Here is a 22,781-nt window from a genome sequence, read left to right on the forward strand (position 1 = left end):
ATCTAATAATGAAAATTAGATACAACAGAAAATATTTGTCAGGAAAAATACAATCCCTTTACAGGACTTTAATCTACTGTTGGATAGCAGCTTTATTGTTGTTTTTTTTCTTTGCATTGGATGATAAATGGATCTTAGCACGCGGAGAGTTATCAGTTGCAACATTGCTATTATTATCTTGCTATTTGGGGGGCAGAAAAAATAAAGCGTTTCACTGTATTTTACTGAATCAGAACAGGCTGATTATTCCTCAAATATTTAGCCTTAAGGGTTATGTCTGTATACCTCTGAATGACATTAACTCAATACACTTGCACAAAGATTCCCTCACACTAGCCATAAGCGCTGACAAGTACCCACACATACTTATAGATACTCATTCTTTAGAAAATAAGTCAGAGATTCAGGTTATTTGCCAGGCTTTGGAAGCAAAGCTGGCGTTAAGTGACAGACTTAATAATTCACAGGCATTTGCAGAGAAGATAAATAGTCATAGCGGTTGGGTGTATTCATCGCTTGCGGCCTTAATGGCGGTTCTTTATGCACTGCTTTATTCGAATGAAACTATTTCTGATGCCATTTACCTGGGGGGAGTAGGAAAGTCAGTAATCAGGAATAGTGATTTTTATCAGCTTTTCTCAGCCATTTTTATACATGTGAACTTCTTTCATTTGTTTTTTAATATCTGCCTTCTGGCAATGTACAGTAAAATTGTGAGCGTCTTATTGGGTAATGTGAGGTACTGCAATTTATTTTTCACTGCAGGTATTACAGGTTTCCTCGTAAGTCATGTATTTTCATCATTTGATTATGTGGTCGGGGCATCGGGGGCAATTTACGGTCTGATCGGCGCATTCTTTGTCTTACGGATTAAGTATAAGACTGTGCTACCTCCCGGCTTTATGATTTCCTCAGTAAAGATAATTCTGCTTACCATTCTTGCGGATATTCTTGTTTCTATTGTTCATCGGGATTCGGTCGACTTCTACTCACATATAACCGGTTTTTGCGTCGGCGTTGTCTATTCCTTATTGATTTGCCGGAACAATAATCCTGTCTTCGACCTTTCAGGAAGCAATCGTTTGGAATCAGGTGCTTGCCTTCTGCTTACTTCTGCGGCCTTGCTCAGTATGGGGACTTTTATAGCAAAGCTCGGGGCGTGATCTGTCTGTCTACTTTGAGAACACAATATGAAGTCAGCGCGTTATCACAACTTCATCGGTTGATTTTAATTCGGGCCGGTATTATTCCCCGGCCTTCTTCGACATCAGGTTGCTCAAGGCCAGTTTCATTTTATGGGGTTTCACTGGCTTATTCAGCAGTGAGTAGCCTTTTGCCCGCACAGACTGGCGTAATTCATTGGTGTAGTTTGCCGTGATCATGATGACCGGTGTGCCGGTTCCCAGTTCCCGCTCAACGATTTCAAGGGCATCAAAACCGGTGTCGCCGTCATCCAGGTGGTAGTCAGCCACTATGATGTCGGGTTGCAAGTCTTTCAGCCAGCCCTCTTTACCCAAATCTTCCAGTGTCTGCACGCTGGTAACCTGAATTCCCCAGCCGCCCAGCAACTCTTCCATACCGGCGCAAATGGCTTCGTCGTTATCAATAATAAGCAGGTTTGCGCCTTCAAGATGACTGTTAAATCTGTCCTGTACGGCAGATTTACGGGGCAAGTCAGACGTTAATCGTTGTGTGCCGTAGGGTAGGGTAACGGTAAAGCAGGAGCCTTTCCCTTCAACGGACGTCACATGGATTTTATGGTTCATCACGGTGGAAAGTTTATCCACAATAGCCAGACCTAAGCCCAGTCCCTGGTCATGACGCCGTTTCTTCGCTTCAACGCGGTTAAATTCCTGGAAGATATCACTCAGTTTATCTTCGGGAATACCGATCCCGGTGTCGCACACCTGAATTTCCAGACCATGTGCCCGTCTGCGGGCACCTAAAAGGATTGCGCCTTCATTGGTGTACCGGATAGCGTTACTGAGCAGATTGCGAAGAATCCGGGCGAGCAGGTAGCCATCCGAGTTCACTACGCGGGAAGAGTTGCGGAAACGGAATTTCAGGCCTCTGGCTTCTGCCTGTTGACGGAATTCATTCTCAAGGTTACTCATGAGATCTTCCACAGCAAAGTCATCCAGCACCGGCTCAATCAAACCGGCCTCCAGCTTGGAAATATCCACAAGTGCCGTGATCAGCGACTCCAGATTCTCCAGCGAATAGCTCAGTGAACTGGTCAGTTTCTGTGCTTCCGGTTGCAACGTCTGCTCTGCCAGTGCACTGACAAATAAACGGGCTGAGTTCATTGGCTGTAACAGGTCGTGGCTGGTTGCAGCGAGGAATTTACTTTTTGACTCGTTAGCGTGCTCTGCTTCCCGCTTGGCTTCCAGCAAGTGGATTTGCGCCAGCTGACGGTCTTCAATTTCTTTGCGCAGCTGGGCATTTATCTCAGAAATCTTCTTGGTACGCTGGTTTACACGCTGCTCCATGTAATCGTAAGCATGCTTAAGCGCCTTGGCGGTCCGCCGCTGTTCGGTAACGTCCTGCTCCAGCGCGAAGAAGCCGACTACATTGCGCTCCTGATCGAAGTGAGGAATGTAGGTCTTGTTGGAAATCCGGCTGTTGCCGTTATCCAATGTGGTTTCAACCTCAAAATTGACTGACTGCCCGAGCATTGCCCGTTCAATATATATTTGCAGGTTACTGAACGTTTGTTCACCCAGTACATTACGCAGATGGTGGCTGATGATTTCTGAACGGGAGCGGTGATACCACTTTTCAAACTCCCGGTTCACGAATTCATAGCACATGTCTTTGTTAACGTAAGAAATCAGTGCCGGCATAGCATCGGTAATCAGACGGATGCGTTGCTCACTTTCCTGCAGCGCGCGTTGATGATGGCTGCGTTCAGTGATGTCGGTAAAGGTGTTCAGCATGCCGCCGGAAGGAATAAGGTGGCTTTTGAACAGCAATACGATGCCGTTTTCCAGCACCACTTCTGTTTCACCGAAACCATCATCGTTCAGGCATTCGTCCATGGGTAAGGCCGGTACTTCACGCAGGGCGCTGTTCGCAAGCAACTGGTTGTATTTTACACCCCGTTTTACGTCGGCTTCTTTCAGACCGGCGAACTCCAGGAACTGCTGATTCCAGGTTTCCAGCTCGTTGTTTTCGTTGATCAGGGCCACCGCTTCTGTCATGTTTTCCAGCGTCGACTTCAGCAATTGGGCCTGCTCTGCCATGGCCGTCTGATAACGCAACTCTTCTGTCTTTTTGATGTTGGTGATATCGGTGTATACCACCACCAGGCCGTTCTCAGCGGTTTTACGCTCAGACATCTGGATCCATGTGCCGTCTTTCAGTTTGAAAATGGTCTGGGTAATGGACTCAGGAAACGCACTGACTTTTCTCTGTACTTTACAGCTGTGATCAACCAGAGGCAGTGACGCAGCGGTAATTTGCTGAAAGGTGGTAACGCCAATCTCAAAAGCAATGCCAAAACGGGTCCAGAATTCACGGCAGCGGTTGTTCACCAGTACCATTTTGCGGTCGGCATCAAACAGAACAAAGGATTCGGAGATACTTTCTATGGCATCCGTAAGGCGCTGGCGGTCCTGGTCTGAAGAAATCCGGCTTAGTTCGGCGTCAAGACGGGCCTGGTCTAATTGCTGGTTCGATTCTTCCAGACGGTGCAGCGTTTGCTGTAACTTAAATGTTCGTTCTTTGACTTTGTCAGCAAGCAGAGCGGCATCTTCGAATGACTGATAGGCATCGCTGTGGTTGCCCCATCCCATTTCAACACGGCGCATCAGCACCGCGTTTATTTTGGTCAGCTTTTCATTTTCGTAACGCAGGCGCTCCAGCTCGTCTGAAGCGACGTCGTTATTGACTGCCGGATAAGGGCTATGTGAGGGTAAGGTCTGGGTTGGCCTGGTCACGTGGATATCCTATAGCAACACCGGTAAAGGTATGGTTCAGATGTAACCCGTTAATTTGTTCACCGTAAGTGCTAAAGCCAATGACATTGTGTTCCATGTACAGTTCAGACATATCTTCTTCAAGCTGATACTCGTCGATTTCCGCCCGGCGGTGAATACAGTCAAAACCGATGAGTAACTGAATTTCACCGACTGATTCTTCCAGCAAATTGAAAATCATTGATGTATGCGACAACAAGCCCGGCGATGTCATCTGGGTAAGCACAACACCGGCATCGATGGCGCAGAAGAAGGTAAGGCTTAAATCATCATTTACCTGTTGAATGCTGCGGATATACAGATGATCACCAATCTGAACTGCCAGCGGATACATTGCAAAGGTGCGGGAATTCAAATCTTCCAGCTTCAGATTGTTAATACGGCAGTATTCCAGTGCAGCGGGTTCGGCATTAAATTCCTGCACAACCCGTAAATCCGGCGAAACCTGAGTCACAACCAGCTTTTCCTGCATAGGAGCAAGGTGATGCTGACTGAAGACTTCAAAATTGCAGGCCGTATTCACCAGCATAAACACCGCAGCATCGCTGTAAAACTTGCCATTATGAAATACCTGAGTATCAACAAAATGCTGATCGTCACCGGCAGAACCGCCGACCAGCGGAATTTCATGCAGGCTCTCGCTCAATGCATTAATCACCAGTTCCTCACGCACAGATAAACCGTCGAGCAGCGACAGTGCAAAACATTGTTTATCAATAGGTGAAGACGTGACAGCCTTTTTGCGCAGGTTATTCAGCATACCGTCAACCAGCGTATCCGCATCGCTTTTGGTAAACGCAGCGAGATTTTCAATCAGCACAGATTCCACAGCAAACAGGGACTGACTCAGCCCGAATGCACTGATGCTGTGTTTTTTGTAACCCAGCGGGGTAATTTCACCTGCAGAAGTACAGCCTATCACCGTAATGTCCGGAAAATAACGGGATAACTCCCGCGCTAATAATTCCAGCGGATAGCGGGTGCAGCAGTAAAAAACTACACAGGTTGGCTCACAGGGAGCAAGTGCACGGTAGATCTCCGCGGCAGCTCTCACCGGGTCTTGTTGTTCACTCCCGGCGCGGGCTACACCGCTGACGATGTCCTGCGCGACAGCCAGTTGTGCTTGTTGACGACTCATGTGTCCTCCAGAGGTATGGAGGAATAATATCTGTTTCACAATTGCTTAACAACAATGATGTGTTGGTTTACATGGTTTTGCGTTCATCAGCATTCCCGTACAACAGTTCCGGCCAGGCACGATACAAAGGCTCACAAACATCGCTGACGGCTTTGTCATGTAAATACCTGGGGCGGGGCAAAGTGATAATTTCCTGATGTTTCAGTGTCATAGGATTCGCGTCTAAAATCAGTACGCGATCGGCAATAGCAACGGCCTCCTTCAAATCGTGGGTAACATAAATAATGCTGAAGGGCGAAGTCGCTTTCAGCGATAGCACGCACTGGCGCAAACTTTCTGCAGCCGGTGCGTCAAGAGACGAAAAGGGTTCATCCATCAAAAGGACGCCGGGTTTGAACATCATCGCCCGTGCCAGCGCCAGTCTTTTGCTCATACCGCCGGAGAGCTGTGACGGATACTTTCCAGCCTGTGACTCGAGGCCGGTGAGTGTGAGTAAAGACAAGGCTTCGCCGGTGGGATCAGGGTGGTCCGGCGGCGCAACCAGAGTGACGTTTTCCAGTACGGTGAGCCAGGGCATCAGGCGGGCTTCCTGAAACATAAGTCCGGGCGGGCGTTGATCATCAAAAGTGATGTCGCCGCTGAAGTCCTTATCAAGACCTGCAATAATGTTTAACAGGGTGCTTTTCCCCGCTCCGGATGGCCCCACCAGGGCAACAATTTCATTCTCGCCGGTATGAATAGTCAGGTCTGAAATCAGTGTTGTTGCTGCAAATGCCTTGTGGCGGATATGAATCTTCATGATTTACGCCACCCCGACAGCCGGTTTTCCAGCGGGCGCAGAACAAGCGCTTCAATACCGTACACCACAGTAACGAAGGCCAGGGTGTAGGCCAGAATGGCTGTGATATCGAATAACTGAAAATAGCTGGATAACTGAAAGCCAACGCCATCACTGCAGCCAATCAGTTCAACCACCAGCACAATTTTCCACACCAGCGCCAGTCCGCCCCGTGCAGCGGCAATCAGATATGGCGTAATTTGCGGCAGATACACTTTTCTGAAAGTGCGCACCCGCCCCAGACGGTAAACCCGTGCAACATCCATGAGTTTTGGATCGATGGCCCGGGCACCTTCACGCAGCGTGACAGCGACATTGGGCGCTTTATTGAGTATGACCGCGATGATGGCGGCTGTTTCGTTCAGACCGAACCAGATAAAGCACAATATAATAGTAACCAGAGCGGGTACGTTCAGCATCAGCGTGAGCAGGCTGTCAGTCCATGCGTCCACTTTGCGGTTGTGGCCCATCGCCAGACCCAGTGCAGTGCCAAGTATCATGGCGGCAGAGAAAGCGATGGCGACCCTGATCAGGGTTTGTGAAAGATGCAGAGGCATGGTTCCCTGCCACTCTTCTGCCAGTCTTATAAATACCTCAGAGGGAGCCGGAAGCAAAGCGGGAGTAAAAACGGCAACGGCGAGTTGCCAGCTGATAAGCAAAAGCACAACGGATGTGAGCCGCTTGAAAAACGGCAGTTGATACCAGCGCACGGTGTCTTCAGGAAGACAATGCACGTCAGTGTCGCTGCCAGAGAATGTCTGCTGGCAATGTGTCGAGGGGACCGGTGACATCATTCTCTTCCTGATTGCGGGAAAGCGTTTCGAACACCGCATTCAGCGATGCCTGTGTTTCCGGTGACGTTGTTGTCATCGCACCGGTGCGGAATCCGTCCATCAGCCAGGGCTGCGCCGGAGCCGGATATTTCGTAAAAGCCGGCAGTGTCGCCCAGAGACTGTCATCGGTTTGCATGCGTTGCCTGATCTCTGCCGACATGGCGAGAAAGTCATTAATTGCCTTGCTGTGCTGTGAGGCCCATGCTGCAGAAAATACCCAGCCAAGTAGCGGTACTGGCGCTTTTATACCACTGTTGTTCAGCAGGGTTTGCATGGTGAGCAGGGTATGCATGCCCTGTGCGTTAAGTTGCGCTGCGAAATGCCAGAAGTTAATAACACCGTCCAGTTCACCTTGCTGAACCAGCGCGTTTAACATGGGGGGCGCTGCAAATTTTACCTGAATATCCTTACCCAGCTCGAGGCCGGCGGCCTGCTGAATGTATGCCTTGTACAGCACCCAGTTCTTGTTGGTTTTGCCACCCGCGATGCCTAAGGTTTTCCCTTTTAAGTCTTTCAGGGTATGAATATTACGATCGTTACGCACCACCAGTTGTCCGCCGTTAGTTGACCAGGGCGCGAAACGGTAGTCGCGGGAGAGGGCTTTTTGACGGGCGACCCATAGCCAGTCATTGAGGATAACGTCGACTTTGCCACCCTGAAGGGCAACCAGTAATGCCTGAGTGGATGCCAGAGGAACAACCTCTACCTGAATATCATAATTGTTCTGCAAACCAGTGTTTCTGATGGCCTGCATTTCCCAGTTCACCGTTCCGTATTGCAGTACCCCCACGCGCACCGTCTCTTTGGCCAAAGTGAGGCCGGAAAACAGCAGAAAGCAGGCGGTGATAAGGATTCTGAACAGTGACGTCATAGAATAGGTTACGTGTCGTAAATGGTTGGAATACCTTACAAAGCGTAGACCAGATTTTGAAAAAGGTACCCGCCAGAGCGACGGGTACCGGACTTACGCCTTTTCAGGCAACGCTTTTAGAAAAAGCCCAGCGGGTTAACGTCGTAGCTAACCAGTAAGTTCTTAGTCTGTTGGTAGTGATCCAGCATCATTTTATGATTCTCACGACCTACACCAGATTTTTTGTAGCCACCGAATGCAGCATGTGCAGGATAGTGGTGGTAACAGTTGGTCCAGACCCGGCCAGCTTCAATACCACGACCCATGCGATATGCACGGTTCATATCACGGGTCCACAAACCGGCACCCAGACCAAACTCAGTATCATTGGCAATGGCCAGAGCTTCGGCTTCATCTTTAAAGGTTGTTACGCCAACCACAGGGCCGAAGATTTCTTCCTGGAACACGCGCATTTTATTATGACCTTTCAACAACGTAGGCTCGATATAGAAGCCTTTGTTGAAGCCTTCAATGCTGGCAGGGCCACCACCGATAAGCACTTCTGCGCCTTCTTTCTTACCAATTTCCAGGTAACCCAGGATTTTGTCGTACTGCTCAGCAGATGCCTGTGCACCCACCTGTGTTTCAGTATCCAGCGGGTTGCCACGCTTGATTTGCTGCGTACGGGCGATAACCAGAGAGATAAAGTCATCGTACATATCTTCCTGGATAAGGGCACGTGAAGGACAGGTACATACTTCACCCTGGTTGAAGAAGGCGAGGACCATACCTTCCACACACTTGCTCAGGAATTCGTCTTCGTGCTTCATAACATCGCTGAAATAGATGTTAGGTGACTTTCCACCCAGTTCTACGGTTGAAGGAATGATGTTCTCCGCCGCACACTTCAGGATGTGAGAACCAACCGGGGTGGATCCGGTGAAAGCAATTTTTGCGATCCGCTTGCTGGTAGCCAGTGCCTGACCCGCTTCAGCACCGTAACCGTTTACCACGTTCAGTACACCGGGAGGCAGAAGGTCACCGATAACTTCCATCAGTACCAGAATTGAAGCAGGTGTCTGCTCAGCAGGTTTCAGAACGATACAGTTACCTGCAGCCAGTGCCGGTGCAATTTTCCATGCTGCCATCAGCAACGGAAAGTTCCACGGAATGATCTGGCCTACGACGCCAAGAGGTTCATGGAAGTGATAAGCTACAGTATTGTTGTCGATTTCACCGATTGAACCTTCCTGTGCACGTACACAGCCGGCAAAATAACGGAAGTGATCAGCAGAAAGAGGAATATCGGCATTCAGGGTTTCGCGAACTGCTTTACCGTTGTCCCAGGTTTCAGCTACTGCGAGCTTTTCCAGATTCGCTTCGATACGGTCTGCAATTTTCAGGAGCAGGTTAGAGCGCTCAGTCGTTGAGGTTGAACCCCAGGCAGCTTTTGCTTTATGAGCGGCGTCCAGCGCCAGTTCGATATCTTCAGCGGTAGAGCGCGGGATAGAACAGAATACTTCGTTGTTTACCGGTGAAACGTTATCGAAATACTGGCCTTTTACAGGCGCGACCCAGTCGCCGCCGATGTAGTTGCCATACTGTTCTTTAAACGTTACAACCGAGTCTTGTTGTCCAGGTGCTGCGTAAATCATAGTTATTACTCCGGTTTTCAATTTTAAAAGCGTTGCCAGATACCGGGATTCAGCCTGCAGACAGTAAATGCGCTGTCGCGGCTCCGGTCCCGGTGACCGGAAATACGTGTCCTTTGTTTCTCTGGCATTGAAACTAAGGGCTTAGAAATTCACGATACCGCCGATTGCGATAGTGTCGGCTTCTTCATCACCTAAGATGCCGGTAAACTCGCTGGTGGCGTATTCAACGGCAAATGTCACGTTGCTGTTGTAGTTGTAGAACCACGCAACCTGCATCCCCTCATGTCCAATATAGTCGGCATTTTCGATTTCGTTTTCGCCGTAAGACACAACAAAGCGGTGCGCGTCCATTTTGTAAGAGCCCTGAACGAGGTAACCCGAACTGTCCAGCTCATTCATATTCATGTCGTACATGGTCACAGGGCCAAGGCCAAGCGCTGCTTCGGTTGGGCCAAGCAGGATGCCGATGCCTTCCCCTGTGTAACCTGATGCGTGCAGAGTAAAGTCACCCAGACCTACTTTGACGCCGTAAGAAGTACCTGTAGAGTCGATGTCACCCATAGTGTCTGACTCTGAAGTTTGATTCAGGAAGCCCACCCAGGCTGTCACGTTACCGCCGTCAAAGTCAGTGCTGTAAGTTGCCTGAGCTTCAATGCGAGGAGCCGATTCCTGACGGTCGTCAGCGGCATTAACCGGTGAAGGATCGATTGCAGCGATGGCGACTTGCAGGCCACCTGCGAAAGTAGGTGAGGTATAACGAATTTGAGATGCCGGCATCGGATAGGTATAACCGCTGCCGATGTTGCCGAAAGACACGCCCTGTCCGTCAATCAGGCCCAGTGTGTCATTCACGTTGCCGTAACCAAGCAGGATTTCGTCGAGGAAGATGTTGTTACGGTTAAACAATGTAAAATCTTTACCCAGCAACACTTCACCCCAGTCTGAACCTAAAGTGGCGTAGAACTGACGCACATCGATACCGGTAGAGGTAACACCTGTGTTACTGTCGTTGATTGTGACCCAGAAAGATGAGCGGCCACCGATTTTAAGACCGTTAACTTCTTTGCTGAAGTTCATGCCCAGCCAGTTTGGCAAAAAGCCCATTTTGACCCGTGACTGATCACGTGAAGTACCGGCAGCATCGCTTTCAGAGCTGCTGTTTACGTAAAATGTGTTGAAAGACGCGTCTACTGATACGGTGGCGACTTCTTTGTCGTCGTACAAAGTAACGGCAGCGTTTGCGCTTGAGCAAACCAGTGCGGATACGGCTAAGGCAAGAGGCTTGAGGCTTACGTTCTTGTTGTTCATGTGTTTCACCTATCTTCTGATTGTTTAGTTTTCGTATAGGCGGAGCAACAATTCACATCGATCCCGGGTTACTCATGCCCATTGTCCGCTGATTCGTTGCCAGCGAACTTTTTTTGATGTTTCGAGTATTGTTGTCAGGGCCAAAATTGGAAACTCGTCGATAGGGTGGAATCCGTTACACTTTAGTCCGCCAGTGAAATGCATCCGAAGGAGTAGTTCCAAAGTAGTAGTTATGTCAGTGGCTTCCGGGGGGACTGCAAAGTAGCAGGACAAAATGCCATAAAGTGCCCGTGAGACGGGCTTCTCCGGCTGAATTTTTCCACCTACTATGAGACTGATTCATAGTGTCAGAACACCATGTATGAGAGAGTTATGACCGCAAGATATCCCTTCACATCACGGCTTACCGTGCTCGCTCAGGCCGTACTGTTTGCCGCAACGGTCTCGCCGGCAATGGCGGCGGGGAGTGATACTTCCATTGAACGCATTACCACCACGGCAACCCGCACAGAGACCTCAGCCTTCAGACAATCTTTTTCCGTCAGTGCGGTGGATGAGAACGCTCTGACACTTCTTTCAGCCACCCACATTGAAGAGGCCCTGAACCAGATTGCCGGCGCGCAATTACAACGGGGTAACGGACAGGAATATCTGCCGGCATTACGTTCTCCGGTATTTTCAGGCGCGGGCGCCTGTGGCGGACTACTTACCGCTGAAGATGGTATTCCGTTAAGAGCAGCAGGCTTTTGTAACATTAACGAGCTGTTTGAAGCTCACAGCGAAATGGCGCAGCGCATCGAAGTACTAAAAGGGCCGGGCTCTGTATTGTACGGCTCTAACGCCGTACATGGCGTGATTAACGTGATCACGCCTGATACTACCCGTGGCGGTGGTATGGCGGGTGTTGACTATGGCTCTTACGGATACAGCCGTTATAAATTACGTTCCGGCTATGATGCCGGACACACCGGGGCAGGCATCAACGCCAGTGTGACCCGTGATACGGGATACAGGGTTGATGAAGGCGTCGATCAGGAAAAAGTCAACTTACGACATCGCTATGACGGTAACGCTTTTTCGGTCAATTCCGGTCTCACCTATACTAATCTGGAGCAGGACACCGCCGGCTATATCAGCGGTACAGACAGCTATAAAGACAAGGCGCTGGCACAGGGGAATGAAAACCCCGAAGCTTACCGCAATGCGCGATCGTTAAGACTGTGGTCGAAAGTGTCTTTGTCACTGGCCAATGGTGACGACATCATTGTGACCCCGTTTGTGAGAGACCAGGACATGGACTTTCTCATGCACTTCCTGCCGGGGCAGCCGGTTGAACAAAATAGCCAGCGCGGCGCCGGAATACAGTCCCTCTGGCGGCACGGTATTTCTGACAATATAACCCTGCGCACCGGTATTGACGGTGAATTCACCGAAGGTGACTTACTGCAGTATCAGGACGGCGCTACAACCGGCTCCGCGTTTCTGATAGAAACCATCCCGTCGGGTAAGCACTATGATTACAGCGTTGATGCTACAGTAGTTGCACCTTTCGCTATGGTGAACTGGGAATATGGCCGGTGGGCATGGTCGGCCGGTGCCCGTTACGAGCACATACGCTACGATTATACCAACAACATGAACAGCGGCAGGGTGCGTGAAGACGGCACAGCATGCGGGATGGGCGGCTGTCGTTATACCCGCCCTGAAAGCCGTGAAGACACGTTCAGCAATTTCTCACCGAAACTCGGTGCAGCCTATTCGATAGATGAAAATACGCTGGTTTATACCAACATTTCACGAGGTTACCGCGCCCCCCAGGCGACTGAGTTATATCGCCTTCAGCGCGCTCAAACCGTTGCAGAGTTAAAGCCTGAAGTGGCTGACAATATTGAACTTGGCCTGAAAGGAAAGGGCGGGTCGCTACGCTACAATATTGCTGTATATCACATGGATAAAGACAACTTTATCTATCGCGACAGTGATTACTATTACGTAAACAATGGTAAAAGCCGTCACGTGGGCGCAGAGGTTGAACTGGAATGGCAAATGAACCCCGAGTGGGCGTTGATTGTCGCCGGAACCGTGGCAAAGCACACCTACCGCCATTCAGAACTTTCCGGTGATATTGATATTCGCGGCAATGATATGGATACCGCTCCCCGCCACGTCGCGAATACCCAATTGCGGTACACACCCACAGAAACCATTACGGCGGAATTAGCATGGCAACACATGGGCAGTTACTACACTGACCCCGAAAACGCACATAAATATGACGGCCACGATGTGGTGGATTTACGGACGAGCTGGGACATTAATCCGGTACTGACGGTTTACGGTCGCATAAATAACCTGTTTGATGAAGCATATGCAGAGCGGGCAGACTACACATCGTTCAGCGGCGACCGTTATTTTCCCGGTCGTCCGAGAAACTATATGGTTAGTCTCGTTTATCGTTGGGAATAATCTTTCCAGCCGTATGTAAGGTGGTATCCGGCGCTTTGGTGCAACTGGCCGGGGAGGGCGTTAATTTTCAGAACACGGCGTAAACCCATCCATGGGGCCTCGGCTGCCGCTTCCCTGCGGCAGACGGTTCTGAAAATTAACGCCCACCCCATCCGCGCACCAGATTGACGCGGTAACTATTGCCTGTAGTAGCGTGCAAAGTGGGGATGAGTCTGAATTTGAAACCTTCCGCAGCATGGATGCTGCGGCAGAGCGCCCAGGGATGGGTTTACCGCGTGTTTCAAATTCAGACTCGTCTCTACGTAAAAGCACAGCCACCTGCAGTTTTTCGAGCTATTGGATGACACCGTCCTCAAGACATTCAATAGCTGGAAAAATTGCTTTAAGGAAACATTATGAAAAAGATCGTCGTTGTAGGCGGTGGTGCAGGAGGCCTGGAGCTGGTTACCCGGTTGAGTAAAAAACTGGGCCGGAAAGGGTTAGCTGAGGTGATTCTGGTCGATCGCAGTAAAACTCACGTGTGGAAACCATTACTTCACGAAGTGGCTGCGGGCGTTATCGATAAAAACTCAGACGGTGTTGATTACCGTATGCATGCGGTGCGCAACAAGTATCAATTCCAGCTTGGTAACATGCAACGTCTCGACAAAGAGAACAAATGCATTGTGTTAGACCCCCTCTATGACGAAGACGGGCATCAAATTCTGCCGGAACGTACCATCGAATATGATTACCTCGTACTTTCCATGGGCAGTGTATGTAACGATTTTGGCACGCCGGGTGTGGCAGACCACTGTTATTTCCTCGACTCCCTGTCGCAGGCCGAGCGCTTTCATAAGGCACTGCTCAATCAACTGCTCAGAGTGAATCAATCCTGTACTGATCAGGAAGTTATTCACGTGGCCATTGTCGGTGGCGGTGCCACAGGCACAGAACTGGCAGCACAACTTCATCACGTAGCCAATCTTGCCCGTGCTTACGGCATGCCGGAGATGTCTGCTGAACGTTTAAAAGTGTCTATTTTAGAAGCCGGCCCCCGTATTTTACCTGCATTGCCCGAACGTATTGCCGGGTCAGCGAAGAAAGCCCTGACAGACTTAGGTATCGACGTACTTGAAGGAGCCATGGTGTCTGAAGCCACAGAAAATGGCTTTAAAACCAAAGACGGTAAAGAAATCGATGCCGATTTGCTGGTGTGGTCAGCAGGGGTTAAAGCGCCGGATTTCCTGGTTGAGATGGATATTTTCGAAACTAACCGTGCCAACCAGATTCTGGTCAATGAACATCTGCAAAGCACCGTCGATAACGATATTTTTGTGATTGGCGACTGCTGCGGCTTTAAACAGAAAGATGGTTCCTGGGTGCCGCCACGTGCCCAGTCAGCCCATCAGATGGCCAGTGTGGCTGCGGCCAACATCATTAATATCTTTAAAGGCGCACCGCTTAAAAGCTACGAATACCGTGACTATGGTTCACTGGTACACCTCAGTAAATACAGTACTGTGGGCAGTTTGATGGGCGCACTGGTTAACTCCAGTATGTTCATTGAAGGACGTCTGGCGCGGCTGGTGTATATCTCGTTATACAACATGCATCAGTATTCAGTGCACGGGTGGTTTAAAGGCACAATGACCTTACTCGGCCGCAAAGTGAGTAACTTTGTAGGGCCGAAGTTGAAGCTGCATTGATAGTGAGATATGCCGGGTGAACCACCCGGCATTTTTTTATTATGTTTGAAGTCAGAGCATCCACCTCAAACAGGGATGTGCTAAGATTGCGCCGTTCAAACCGGATAGAGCAGAAGTATTGAGTAAGCGCGTTATTTTTCATATTGGTCCTCCGAAAACAGGAAGTTCGGCGATCCAACATTTTCTTCATTCCCGTCGCGATACCCTTTCCCGTCTCGGGGTAGATTATCCGAAACACGATATAGACGGGAATGGTATCAGTTCAGGGAATGCCAGAGTTGTTTGCAAGGTTGATGAGCACGGGAAACTGGCGCTCGATGCGCAAAAACTGAAGGCTGTTATCAACAAATTTCACGCTTCGCCTGAACATCAAATATTACTGTTCAGTTCAGAGTCCTTTTTCAGAATTGCCACAGACATTGTCGATGCGCTCCCCGATGTTGAGATCCTTTGCTTTATTCGTAATCCCATCGAGTATCAGCTCTCAATTTATAATCAGTCGGTGAAAAGACACGGCAATACGAAGCCATTTAGCGCCGGCAGGAGATTGAATCTCGGCCAGTGGCAGCGATTGCAGAGTCTTCAGAAGCGGGTCAGTCCGTCCTGTTTTCACTGTTTCGCATTTAAGTTGCCTGAAGACAACGGAAGCATCATTCAGGACTTACTTGGTGTGCTGGATATTGATATGCCGGCAGACACAGGCCGGGGCGTGATTAATACTTCATACTCATATCCTGCACTGGAATTAAAACGCTGGTTAAATCAGTTTCCAATCTCTGCTGTGCAGGCTGAACTGGATGCTTATTTGCAGTCAGTCAGTGATGGCAAATCACGTTACCGGCTCATTGATGACAACCTGCTGGCAGACTATAAAACTCAGCTGTCTTCAACCGCCTCCGGTTTCAGTTCGCTGCTTAGCGAACATGAGTGGGAATGGTTAGCCGGGGCGCATGAAAAAATTGAAGCTTTACCAGTGCGGGACCAGCAGGAGAACAGTTCTGTTGTCAGTGATATGCTGCAACAACTTAAGCAGGACAAGCCCGGTCTTTTCCGGTCTCTCGCATCTGTTATTTCTTCGGCGGAATCTGTTGAAGGAGACGCCCAGCTAAGGGCGCAGTTTCGCCTTAAAGGTATTCATTATGTGCTGGGAGCAGGAAAGATGCTTGCAGCCGGTACGGTAAAGCGCCTGAAAGACGCACTGTCAGGACGCAGTGCCCTGGCCGGAATCAAACCGGTTAAAGGGAAGCTGGCTTGCGTGAAACGGGCAGAGATTATCAGGCAAGGCCCGGGATCCAACCCGGGTATTGTCAAAGGCGGTATCCGCTCTGCGCAGGAAGTACCTCAATTCGCCGCCCAGTTCCGGTGTTCCAATGCCCGCTCTGAGGATCCTGTTCCTCAAAACGTGACTGACGGGGAATTTTTAGCTGCTCAGCCTGAAACACACGCGGTTAAGAAGGGAGAGTTCTTCTACGGCGGTCCGGTTTTCAGTAACTTCGGGCATTTTCTGGCAGAGTCGGTTCATCGTCTGGCACCGCTACAACAGATAAAACAAAGTTACGGCGACATGCCGGTTATCTTCCTGCCACAAAGGTTCAGACAAAAATCATTTATTAAGAAAGCGGTGTTGCCTCCCCGTTTTTACGAAATTCTCGAATATCTTGGAGTAAGTAAAAAAAATATCGTCTTACCCGGTAAAAATATTCGTACGGAATCGCTGTGGGTCTCACCCCAGCAGAGTTTTTTCCGCGCAAGGAACCCGGTTTCAGCGGAATATTTGTCTTTTTTAACTGCACGTGAAAAAGCATCGGGGGTGGTGGCGGATCCTTCTCTTCCAAAGCGTCTATACGTCAGCCGTGAATCATTCCTCATGAGAGGGGCATTTGCCGGAGAAGGTTATCTTGCTGCGTTCATGGCGCGGCAGGGCTTCACCATTTTTAAGCCTGAGAGCGCAGATATCGTGACTCAGCTGAAATACTACAAAAGCGCAGAAGAAATCGTATTTGCTGAAGGGGCGGCTTTGCATGTGCTCGAGCTGATGGGCGAAATCCAAGCAAAAATTACTGTGCTGCAACGGCGTAATCAGACTGATGTGCTGTTCCGTCCATTATTAACTGCACGCTGTCAGGATGTGGCCTTTTTTGGTGATCTGGTTGAATTGCAGTCTTTGTATGTGCCAGCAAATCAAAACAGTGCAGCACACGGTAGTGCGTTGTCATTTCTGGATGCGGAAGCGCTGGCGCATTTTCTTGCTGAACGCCTTAAATGCGAAACCCTTGATTTGACTGCGTTAAGGCAGGCCACAGCAGAGGATGTAGTGCGTTACTACAGGCAATATGCCGCTGCGCTGGCCACAAAGCCGGTGACGAAACAATATCTCAACCGCTTTGAGCAGAAAGTTAACTTGATGATTAGTGAAGGTAAGCTGGACCTTCCCGCTAACTGGAAAAACTGAGCTTGTAAACACTGCCAGTGACACTGGGCAGGGATGCCCGGCGGTTATCCGCCTGGCATCTGAATCAACACATACAGGCAATCCCGGCTATGATTAGCGATTACCTTTCATCTCGTCATAAAAAGCGCTGATATCTTTCGCCAGCTTTTCCATGTCCGGCTTGTGCAGATACATCATATGGCCCGCTTCGTAGTTGTGTTTGATAACGCGACTGTTATCAATACCGTAACGGCCAAAGGTGTAATCACCGTCAAACAAAGGCGTAGCATAGTCATAATAACCACTGGCCAGCATCACTTTCATCGACGGATTAACCCGCATTCCCTCAGCCAGATCTGCAGAGGTATTGACTGTATGAGGTTCTCTGCCTGAATCACGGTAGTACACCCAGTTACGGCCCACGTCACGATTGCTGACCAGATAATCTCTGTCCCAGGTCACTTTTAAATCGTTCATCAGATAGTGTCTGAGTGCCGCATTGTAGGCACCGGAAACACCAGTGCTTGAGGCATCATACTTGGGTGTGATGTCCAGGTCGTCAATTTCATCAATGGTGTAGCGGGAGTCACTGCGGCCCAGTGCGATGCCCTGGTCTGCCAGTAACAGTTTGCGCTGACGGGTTGCATCCACACGCAGGTTACCCCGCTTGATCAGCGTTTCATTCAATCCGGTAAAATAGGCAAGTTTTGCTGCGATTTTATCGAACTCTGCAGCAGGCAGAGCTGAGCCTTTAAACAGAGCCGGCAGGTATTCGTCAGTGGCAAACGCTTTTGCATCTTTCACCAGCTTATCCAGTGAAATACTGTTCTTGTCGATTTTCCCGTGATACCAGGCGGTCGCTGCCATCGTTGGCAGGTAGGTCACAAAAGAAATCATGTTATCGGCTTCAGGGGTGCTGCCGGCGTAATCCAGTGCCTGGCTGATAAGAATCAGGCCGTTGATGCGCAGGGGGCTTTTTCTGTCGTTAAGATACGGCAGCATGGCGGCGGCACGGGTGGTACCGTAACTCTCACCGGCGATAAACTTAGGGGAATTCCAGCGGTTGTTTTTCGCTATCCACTGCTTTACCACTGCACTGACGCTTTCAGCATCGGCAGCAATGCTCCAGAAATCTTTGGCTGTGCCTTCTCCGGCAAGTTGGCTGAAGCCTGTGCCGATGGGATCAATAAACACTAAATCGGTTTTATCCAGCGGGCTTAACGGGTTGTGAAGAATTTTGTAAGGCGCATTACCTGCATCCTGCGCATCGCTGGGTACTTCCACATATTTAGGGCCGAAAATACCCATGTGCAGCCATACTGAAGATGAGCCCGGACCACCGTTAAAAACAAAAGTTACCGGCCGGTTTTCATCTGATTCTGCCACATAGGCCGTTGTTACCGCATCGCCGGTCACGTCACCCTCTTTGTTGGTCAGGTGCATATTACTCACCGTCGCAGTGTATGAGACAGTTTTGCCGTTAAACTTACCTTTGTGTTTGGTGACAAAGGACGTCAGCTCAGGGACTTCCGTCTTTGTGTCCTCAGCAGGTTTGTTTGCGGCGAAGACAGGAGAACACAGGCTTGCAGCCAGCATTCCGGCGAGGAAAAGTGTTTTCATTGTTATATTCCGGTTGTTGAACCCGTGCCATACCGGCACAAAACAATAAGATAATCACAGCCGGAAACGGGCGTACAGGGGGAATCTTTATCTTTACCTGTGGGTGCGGCTAATTACAGTTGTGCAGCGGAGCAGGAGATCAGAAGTCCACTTTTTTGCGCATCTGTTTACGCTCACTTTGTTGTTTCTTAGAGTTTTCACGGCGCTGTTTAACGCCTTTACCGATGCGTGTCGGTCTGCGCTTCTTCTGTACTTTCGTCGCCTGAGCAATCCACTCAATCAGACGTGCCTGTGCATCCTGCCGGTTTTGCTCCTGAGTGCGGAAGTTTTGTGCCTTAATCACAAACACGCCGTCAGATGTCAGCCGGGTGTCGGCCACCGACAACAAACGGGACTTTATATTGTCCGGCAGCGAGGAGGCATTCACATCGAAACGTAAATGGATGGCACTGCTCACCTTATTGACGTTCTGTCCTCCGGCGCCCTGCGCGCGGATAGCCGTCATATCCATTTCGGCTTCATCGATGCGCAGGGACGGTGTGATTTCCAGCATTGCCATCAGTTCACCGTGAGACACAGACCATCTGAACGGCCCGGGAACACGTCCAGCAGGATTTTATTCAGCTTGTCGTAGTCTGCAGCCATTTTATCCGCCTGCGCTTGTGTGAGTACGGTACCGTGACGGGCAATTCTGGCATCTTCAACGCTGGTGTAATAAAAAATATCCATGTCTGTGTTGCCGTCTTTCCAGGCGGTATACATGTTGTCGATATTCTTGCGTGAATCGTCAATGAAAATCACGGCATCGAAATGTCTGCCGGTTTTATCCAGGATCCAGTGCAGCATTTTGCCTTTATCCATGCCGGTGGTCATCATTACGCCCTGACTGTAAGTCAGCTCCCGGTCCATCTGGTGGCGGTATTCCGGCATGACGCCGTTTTCCAGCGTCAGGGCAGACTGACCAAGTTCGATGCCGTTACTTTTGAGTTCCCGTTCGGTCGCTGAGCGGTAGCGGGGATCCCGCGATGTCAGTGCCATCACCGTATTGCCCGCAAGCTGCCAGCTGGCCACAATTTCGGGTACCAGCGGGTCGGTGACTGTCATCGGGTTGAGTTCATATAACATGCCGATGGTATCTTCAAACAAACACGATACTTTCTGAGCCGGGGTGGGTTTTACATCCAGCTTTCCCCGTTGCCACTGATACCAGATATCGCCACCCAGGTCGGAGGCGCTGGTCAGCAGGGTATTATCAATATCCGACACAATCAGTACATTCGCTGCACCGTAACGGGCATTCAGGGTTTCTACAGCCAGGTTCACTTCAGCGAAATGTGCTGTTTCCGTAATGGTCGCGGAGCCGGTTACCGGGGGCGGTGGTGTGGCACTGCAGGCTGATAAGGTTGCCGCCACGATCAGTGGTATTAATGATGAGTAAATCCGTTGCTTCAACATGAAAAATAACAATTTAAAATGGCAAAGCCCATTACTCTATCAGGTTGTCTTCAGGAGTGAAAAGCCCCGGTAAAACAAATTTACCGGGGCTGTCTGTGTATAGCTTAGTGACAGGTGAGGTCAGAATACCCAACTGGCGAAAGCTGAGAATGTACGGGGTTGTCCGACGCCAACGAATTCTGTGGATTCCACATCGTCATAAATGCCTTCAAGCACTTCATCGGCTTCGCCATAGGTCCCGAAGGTTTCAAACTCTTTATCGAACACGTTGTCTACGCGGAGGCCCAGTTCCAGCGCCTCTGACAATTGCCAGGAAGCTGATACATCAACCAGCGTGTATCCGCCCAGTTTACGGTTTTCGTTAGCTTCATCGCCGCGGAAGTATTGTCCGCCGGTGTAGTTAACGGTAGCGCTCAGGGTAAGGTTTTCCATTGCCTGCCAGTCTGCATCAAATCCTGTCTGGAAAGCTGGCTGGCCCGGGATACGGTCACCGGCCTGAACCTGACGATTGCCGCCCAGCGGGTTTTGCGGACTGAAAGAAGTAAACTCAGACTCGAAAGTGGCTTTCAGGTAGCTTGCGCTGGCGCCCATAGAAAGCGTGTCAAAGTGATAGCGGCCTGCCACTTCGGCACCCTGACGACGGGTATTGTCCACATTCACAAAGTAACCCACGGAAGGGCGGTCACCGGCTTGCTGGAAAATAATATCGTCTTCAGAGTCGCTGTGGTAAACCGCACCGGCCAGTTCCAGGTTGTCTTCAGCCCATGCCAGGCGCAGTTCCAGAGTATCTGTGACAACCTGTTCCAGTGGTGGATCGGCCACAAAGCCGTTAGGCAGTTTACAGGGATCGTCTTCGTCCGCGCAGGACAGTTCTGCCGGGCTTGGCGTACGTGATGACTGACTGTAGCTGGCTGTCAGTGTGAGGGCATCCCGGTGGTACTGCACGCCAACGGAAGGATTAAACCGGTTAAACGTATGGTCGCCGTTCAGTGAGCCTTCGCCGGTTTCAATTTGATCCATCATCTTTATTTCAGAGCGGTTGAAGCGACCGGAAAACCAAACTTGCCATTCATCAGACAGGGTAATGGTATCGCTTAACAGCAGATGATAGTGGGTGACATCAGTTCTCAGGAAAACCTCAGAACCGGCATCATAAACACCGATACCTGCTACGCCACGGGTATCCTCTGCGGTGTCATTGGCCAGAATGGCAAACTCAGTACGGCTGTTAAAATCAATGTTTGCTCTGTCGATACCCCCACCGAACACCCAGTTGTGAATCTTATCGCCGGCTTTGGTGCCACTCAGCTCAAAACTGGCACCGTAACTGCGATTTTGAGTGAGAGATGTATTGGCTGTGCCGTCCAGTTCATCAGGGTCTGTATCGCTGATGTCTTCCAGAGGCACTTCCGGCAGATAACCAACGAACTGAACCGGCGTATCACCTTCTTCATCATCGTCATCGTCGTCGACGGCGTCCTCTTCTGCCTCGTCATCATCATCGTCGTCTTCGTCACCTTCCTCGCAGAGCGTTTCGCCAAATTCGGTTTCACACTCTTCATAATCACTGTCATCACCGTTGTAGGTTTCAATTTCGTTTTCACGGTAATAAACGTTAACGGCAAGCTCAACGGAATCGCTGAGATCCCATTCGTGATTCAGACTGACAAAGGTCAGGTTAGTCATTGTCTGGTCAGGGCGGGTGTAAATGGCGTCGCGGCCTTCATGAGGAATGAGATCTACCGGGATCGCTCCGTTACCAATCAGGTCGTTGTCGGCAAGAGACAATGTTAATAGTGTCCGGCTGTCTTTGGTCTGACGGCTCAGCGTACCAAATAATTGCTTTACTTCGCTGGGGGAGAAATCACGCCAGCCATCTTCTTCATAGAAGCTGGCATTGACGTAATAGCCCCACTCACCATTATTGCCGCCACTTTCAACGGTAGCGCCTTTCTGGCCGAAATTACCGCCCTGTAAGGTGAGTTTGTTGTCTGTAAAGCTGAAGCCGGTTTTACTTCGCAGGGACAATGCGCCCCCCAGCGTGTTCTGGCCGAACAGCGGGTTAGCACCGCTCACAATACTCACGTTGTCCAGCGCAGTCATGGGGACCAGATCCCAGTTTACCGTATCACCAAAAGGCTCGTTAAAGCGGGTACCATTCAGATACACCGACAGGCCCTGAGGTAGCCCCAGTAAAGGCGAAGCGGTAAAACCACGATATTGAACATCAGGCTGAAAAGGATTGTTCGTCACATCATTAATCGATACCGACAGCAATTCGCTGTCCAGTAACCTGGCCAGTGATCCACCGTTGGCAAGATTAATATCTTTTGACCCCAGGGTAGCATTCACCTGAGAGTTATCGTCGCTGTACGCGGACAACGGGGTTTGTCCCGTTACCTCGATCAATTCCTGCTCGTCCCAGTTTACCGCCGCGTGTGCTGTCAGGGGCAGAACTGAGCTTACAGTTAGTGCGATAAGGCTTAGTTTAAAGGCTTTGTCTGTCACGGTATGCATCCGGT

15 protein-coding genes are annotated in these 22,781 nt (G+C 50.0%); 4 read left to right on the forward strand and 11 right to left on the reverse strand.

All coding sequences use genetic code 11. The annotated features are described in order from the left end of the window. A partial coding sequence (locus tag AC4PME_RS06340; protein WP_491529522.1) for a rhomboid family intramembrane serine protease occupies positions 1-1,163 on the forward strand: 1,163 nt, incomplete at its 5' end. Between the two features lie 81 nt (positions 1,164-1,244). Here AC4PME_RS06340 and AC4PME_RS06345 read toward each other — a convergent pair. The 7 genes from AC4PME_RS06345 to AC4PME_RS06375 form a co-directional block, all read right to left on the reverse strand. Continuing rightward, on the reverse strand, positions 1,245-3,938 hold the full coding sequence (locus AC4PME_RS06345; protein WP_491045818.1) for a hybrid sensor histidine kinase/response regulator: 2,694 nt from the start codon (positions 3,936-3,938) through the stop codon (positions 1,245-1,247). Next, positions 3,904-5,115, reverse strand: coding sequence for a nitric oxide-sensing protein NosP (gene nosP, locus AC4PME_RS06350; RefSeq protein WP_119502938.1), 1,212 nt, complete (start codon positions 5,113-5,115; stop codon positions 3,904-3,906). Before nosP ends, AC4PME_RS06345 begins: the two co-directional genes overlap by 35 nt. 67 nt (positions 5,116-5,182) lie before the next feature. Further along, positions 5,183-5,914, reverse strand: a complete 732-nt coding sequence (locus AC4PME_RS06355; protein WP_491045819.1) for an ABC transporter ATP-binding protein — start codon at positions 5,912-5,914, stop codon at positions 5,183-5,185. Then, complete coding sequence (locus AC4PME_RS06360) at positions 5,911-6,747, reverse strand: ABC transporter permease (protein ID WP_491045820.1); 837 nt, start codon at positions 6,745-6,747, stop codon at positions 5,911-5,913. The genes AC4PME_RS06355 and AC4PME_RS06360 overlap by 4 nt, the downstream gene beginning before the upstream one ends. Further along, on the reverse strand, positions 6,689-7,657 hold the full coding sequence (locus AC4PME_RS06365) for an ABC transporter substrate-binding protein (protein WP_119502935.1): 969 nt from the start codon (positions 7,655-7,657) through the stop codon (positions 6,689-6,691). The genes AC4PME_RS06360 and AC4PME_RS06365 overlap by 59 nt, the downstream gene beginning before the upstream one ends. Positions 7,658-7,773: 116 nt before the next feature. Continuing rightward, positions 7,774-9,291, reverse strand: coding sequence for an acetaldehyde dehydrogenase ExaC (gene exaC / locus AC4PME_RS06370; RefSeq protein ID WP_119502934.1), 1,518 nt, complete (start codon positions 9,289-9,291; stop codon positions 7,774-7,776). A 141-nt stretch (positions 9,292-9,432) separates the two neighbouring features. Next, on the reverse strand, positions 9,433-10,599 hold the full coding sequence (locus tag AC4PME_RS06375) for a porin (protein ID WP_119502933.1): 1,167 nt from the start codon (positions 10,597-10,599) through the stop codon (positions 9,433-9,435). A gap of 453 nt (positions 10,600-11,052) precedes the next feature. Between AC4PME_RS06375 and AC4PME_RS06380 the strand changes: the two genes are divergently transcribed. The 3 genes from AC4PME_RS06380 (at position 11,053) to AC4PME_RS06390 (ending at position 17,205) form a co-directional block, all read left to right on the forward strand. Further along, the gene (locus tag AC4PME_RS06380) at positions 11,053-13,065 is read left to right on the forward strand and encodes a TonB-dependent receptor (RefSeq protein ID WP_491045831.1); all 2,013 of its coding nucleotides are present in this window, start codon (positions 11,053-11,055) and stop codon (positions 13,063-13,065) included. Between the two features lie 395 nt (positions 13,066-13,460). After that, positions 13,461-14,753: an NAD(P)/FAD-dependent oxidoreductase gene (locus AC4PME_RS06385; RefSeq protein WP_490708075.1), complete on the forward strand. Its 1,293-nt coding sequence runs from the start codon at positions 13,461-13,463 to the stop codon at positions 14,751-14,753. A gap of 118 nt (positions 14,754-14,871) precedes the next feature. Further along, positions 14,872-17,205, forward strand: coding sequence for a glycosyltransferase family 61 protein (locus tag AC4PME_RS06390; protein ID WP_491045821.1), 2,334 nt, complete (start codon positions 14,872-14,874; stop codon positions 17,203-17,205). Between the two features lie 93 nt (positions 17,206-17,298). On the opposite strand, the gene AC4PME_RS06395 is transcribed toward AC4PME_RS06390, so the two are convergent. The 4 genes from AC4PME_RS06395 to AC4PME_RS06410 all read right to left on the reverse strand — a co-directional run bounded on the left by AC4PME_RS06395 (position 17,299) and on the right by AC4PME_RS06410 (position 22,776). Continuing rightward, entirely contained in the window at positions 17,299-18,804 is a 1,506-nt protein-coding gene (locus tag AC4PME_RS06395) for a S10 family peptidase (protein ID WP_491045822.1), read from the reverse strand. Positions 18,805-18,943: 139 nt separating this feature from the next. After that, on the reverse strand, positions 18,944-19,357 hold the full coding sequence (gene arfB / locus AC4PME_RS06400; protein WP_119503526.1) for an alternative ribosome rescue aminoacyl-tRNA hydrolase ArfB: 414 nt from the start codon (positions 19,355-19,357) through the stop codon (positions 18,944-18,946). 5 nt (positions 19,358-19,362) lie between these two features. Further along, the gene (locus AC4PME_RS06405) at positions 19,363-20,259 is read right to left on the reverse strand and encodes a DUF2608 domain-containing protein (RefSeq protein WP_491045823.1); all 897 of its coding nucleotides are present in this window, start codon (positions 20,257-20,259) and stop codon (positions 19,363-19,365) included. 120 nt (positions 20,260-20,379) lie between these two features. Next, on the reverse strand, positions 20,380-22,776 hold the full coding sequence (locus AC4PME_RS06410) for a TonB-dependent receptor (RefSeq protein WP_491045824.1): 2,397 nt from the start codon (positions 22,774-22,776) through the stop codon (positions 20,380-20,382). Positions 22,777-22,781: the final 5 nt, after the last annotated feature.

The sequence above is a fragment of the Alteromonas sp. genome (assembly GCF_984505615.1).

What these genes read in the sequence shown, in the direction of transcription:
- AC4PME_RS06365 (WP_119502935.1), bottom strand. Translation starts at nt 7,657, where the DNA reads ATGACGTCACTGTTCAGAATCCTTATCACCGCCTGCTTTCTGCTGTTT.
- AC4PME_RS06395 (WP_491045822.1), bottom strand. Translation starts at nt 18,804, where the DNA reads ATGAAAACACTTTTCCTCGCCGGAATGCTGGCTGCAAGCCTGTGTTCT.
- AC4PME_RS06410 (WP_491045824.1), bottom strand. Translation starts at nt 22,776, where the DNA reads ATGCATACCGTGACAGACAAAGCCTTTAAACTAAGCCTTATCGCACTA.
- arfB (WP_119503526.1), bottom strand. Translation starts at nt 19,357, where the DNA reads ATGCTGGAAATCACACCGTCCCTGCGCATCGATGAAGCCGAAATGGAT.
- AC4PME_RS06360 (WP_491045820.1), bottom strand. Translation starts at nt 6,747, where the DNA reads ATGATGTCACCGGTCCCCTCGACACATTGCCAGCAGACATTCTCTGGC.
- nosP (WP_119502938.1), bottom strand. Translation starts at nt 5,115, where the DNA reads ATGAGTCGTCAACAAGCACAACTGGCTGTCGCGCAGGACATCGTCAGC.
- AC4PME_RS06375 (WP_119502933.1), bottom strand. Translation starts at nt 10,599, where the DNA reads ATGAACAACAAGAACGTAAGCCTCAAGCCTCTTGCCTTAGCCGTATCC.
- AC4PME_RS06385 (WP_490708075.1), top strand. Translation starts at nt 13,461, where the DNA reads ATGAAAAAGATCGTCGTTGTAGGCGGTGGTGCAGGAGGCCTGGAGCTG.
- AC4PME_RS06380 (WP_491045831.1), top strand. Translation starts at nt 11,053, where the DNA reads ATGGCGGCGGGGAGTGATACTTCCATTGAACGCATTACCACCACGGCA.
- AC4PME_RS06355 (WP_491045819.1), bottom strand. Translation starts at nt 5,914, where the DNA reads ATGAAGATTCATATCCGCCACAAGGCATTTGCAGCAACAACACTGATT.
- AC4PME_RS06405 (WP_491045823.1), bottom strand. Translation starts at nt 20,259, where the DNA reads ATGTTGAAGCAACGGATTTACTCATCATTAATACCACTGATCGTGGCG.
- exaC (WP_119502934.1), bottom strand. Translation starts at nt 9,291, where the DNA reads ATGATTTACGCAGCACCTGGACAACAAGACTCGGTTGTAACGTTTAAA.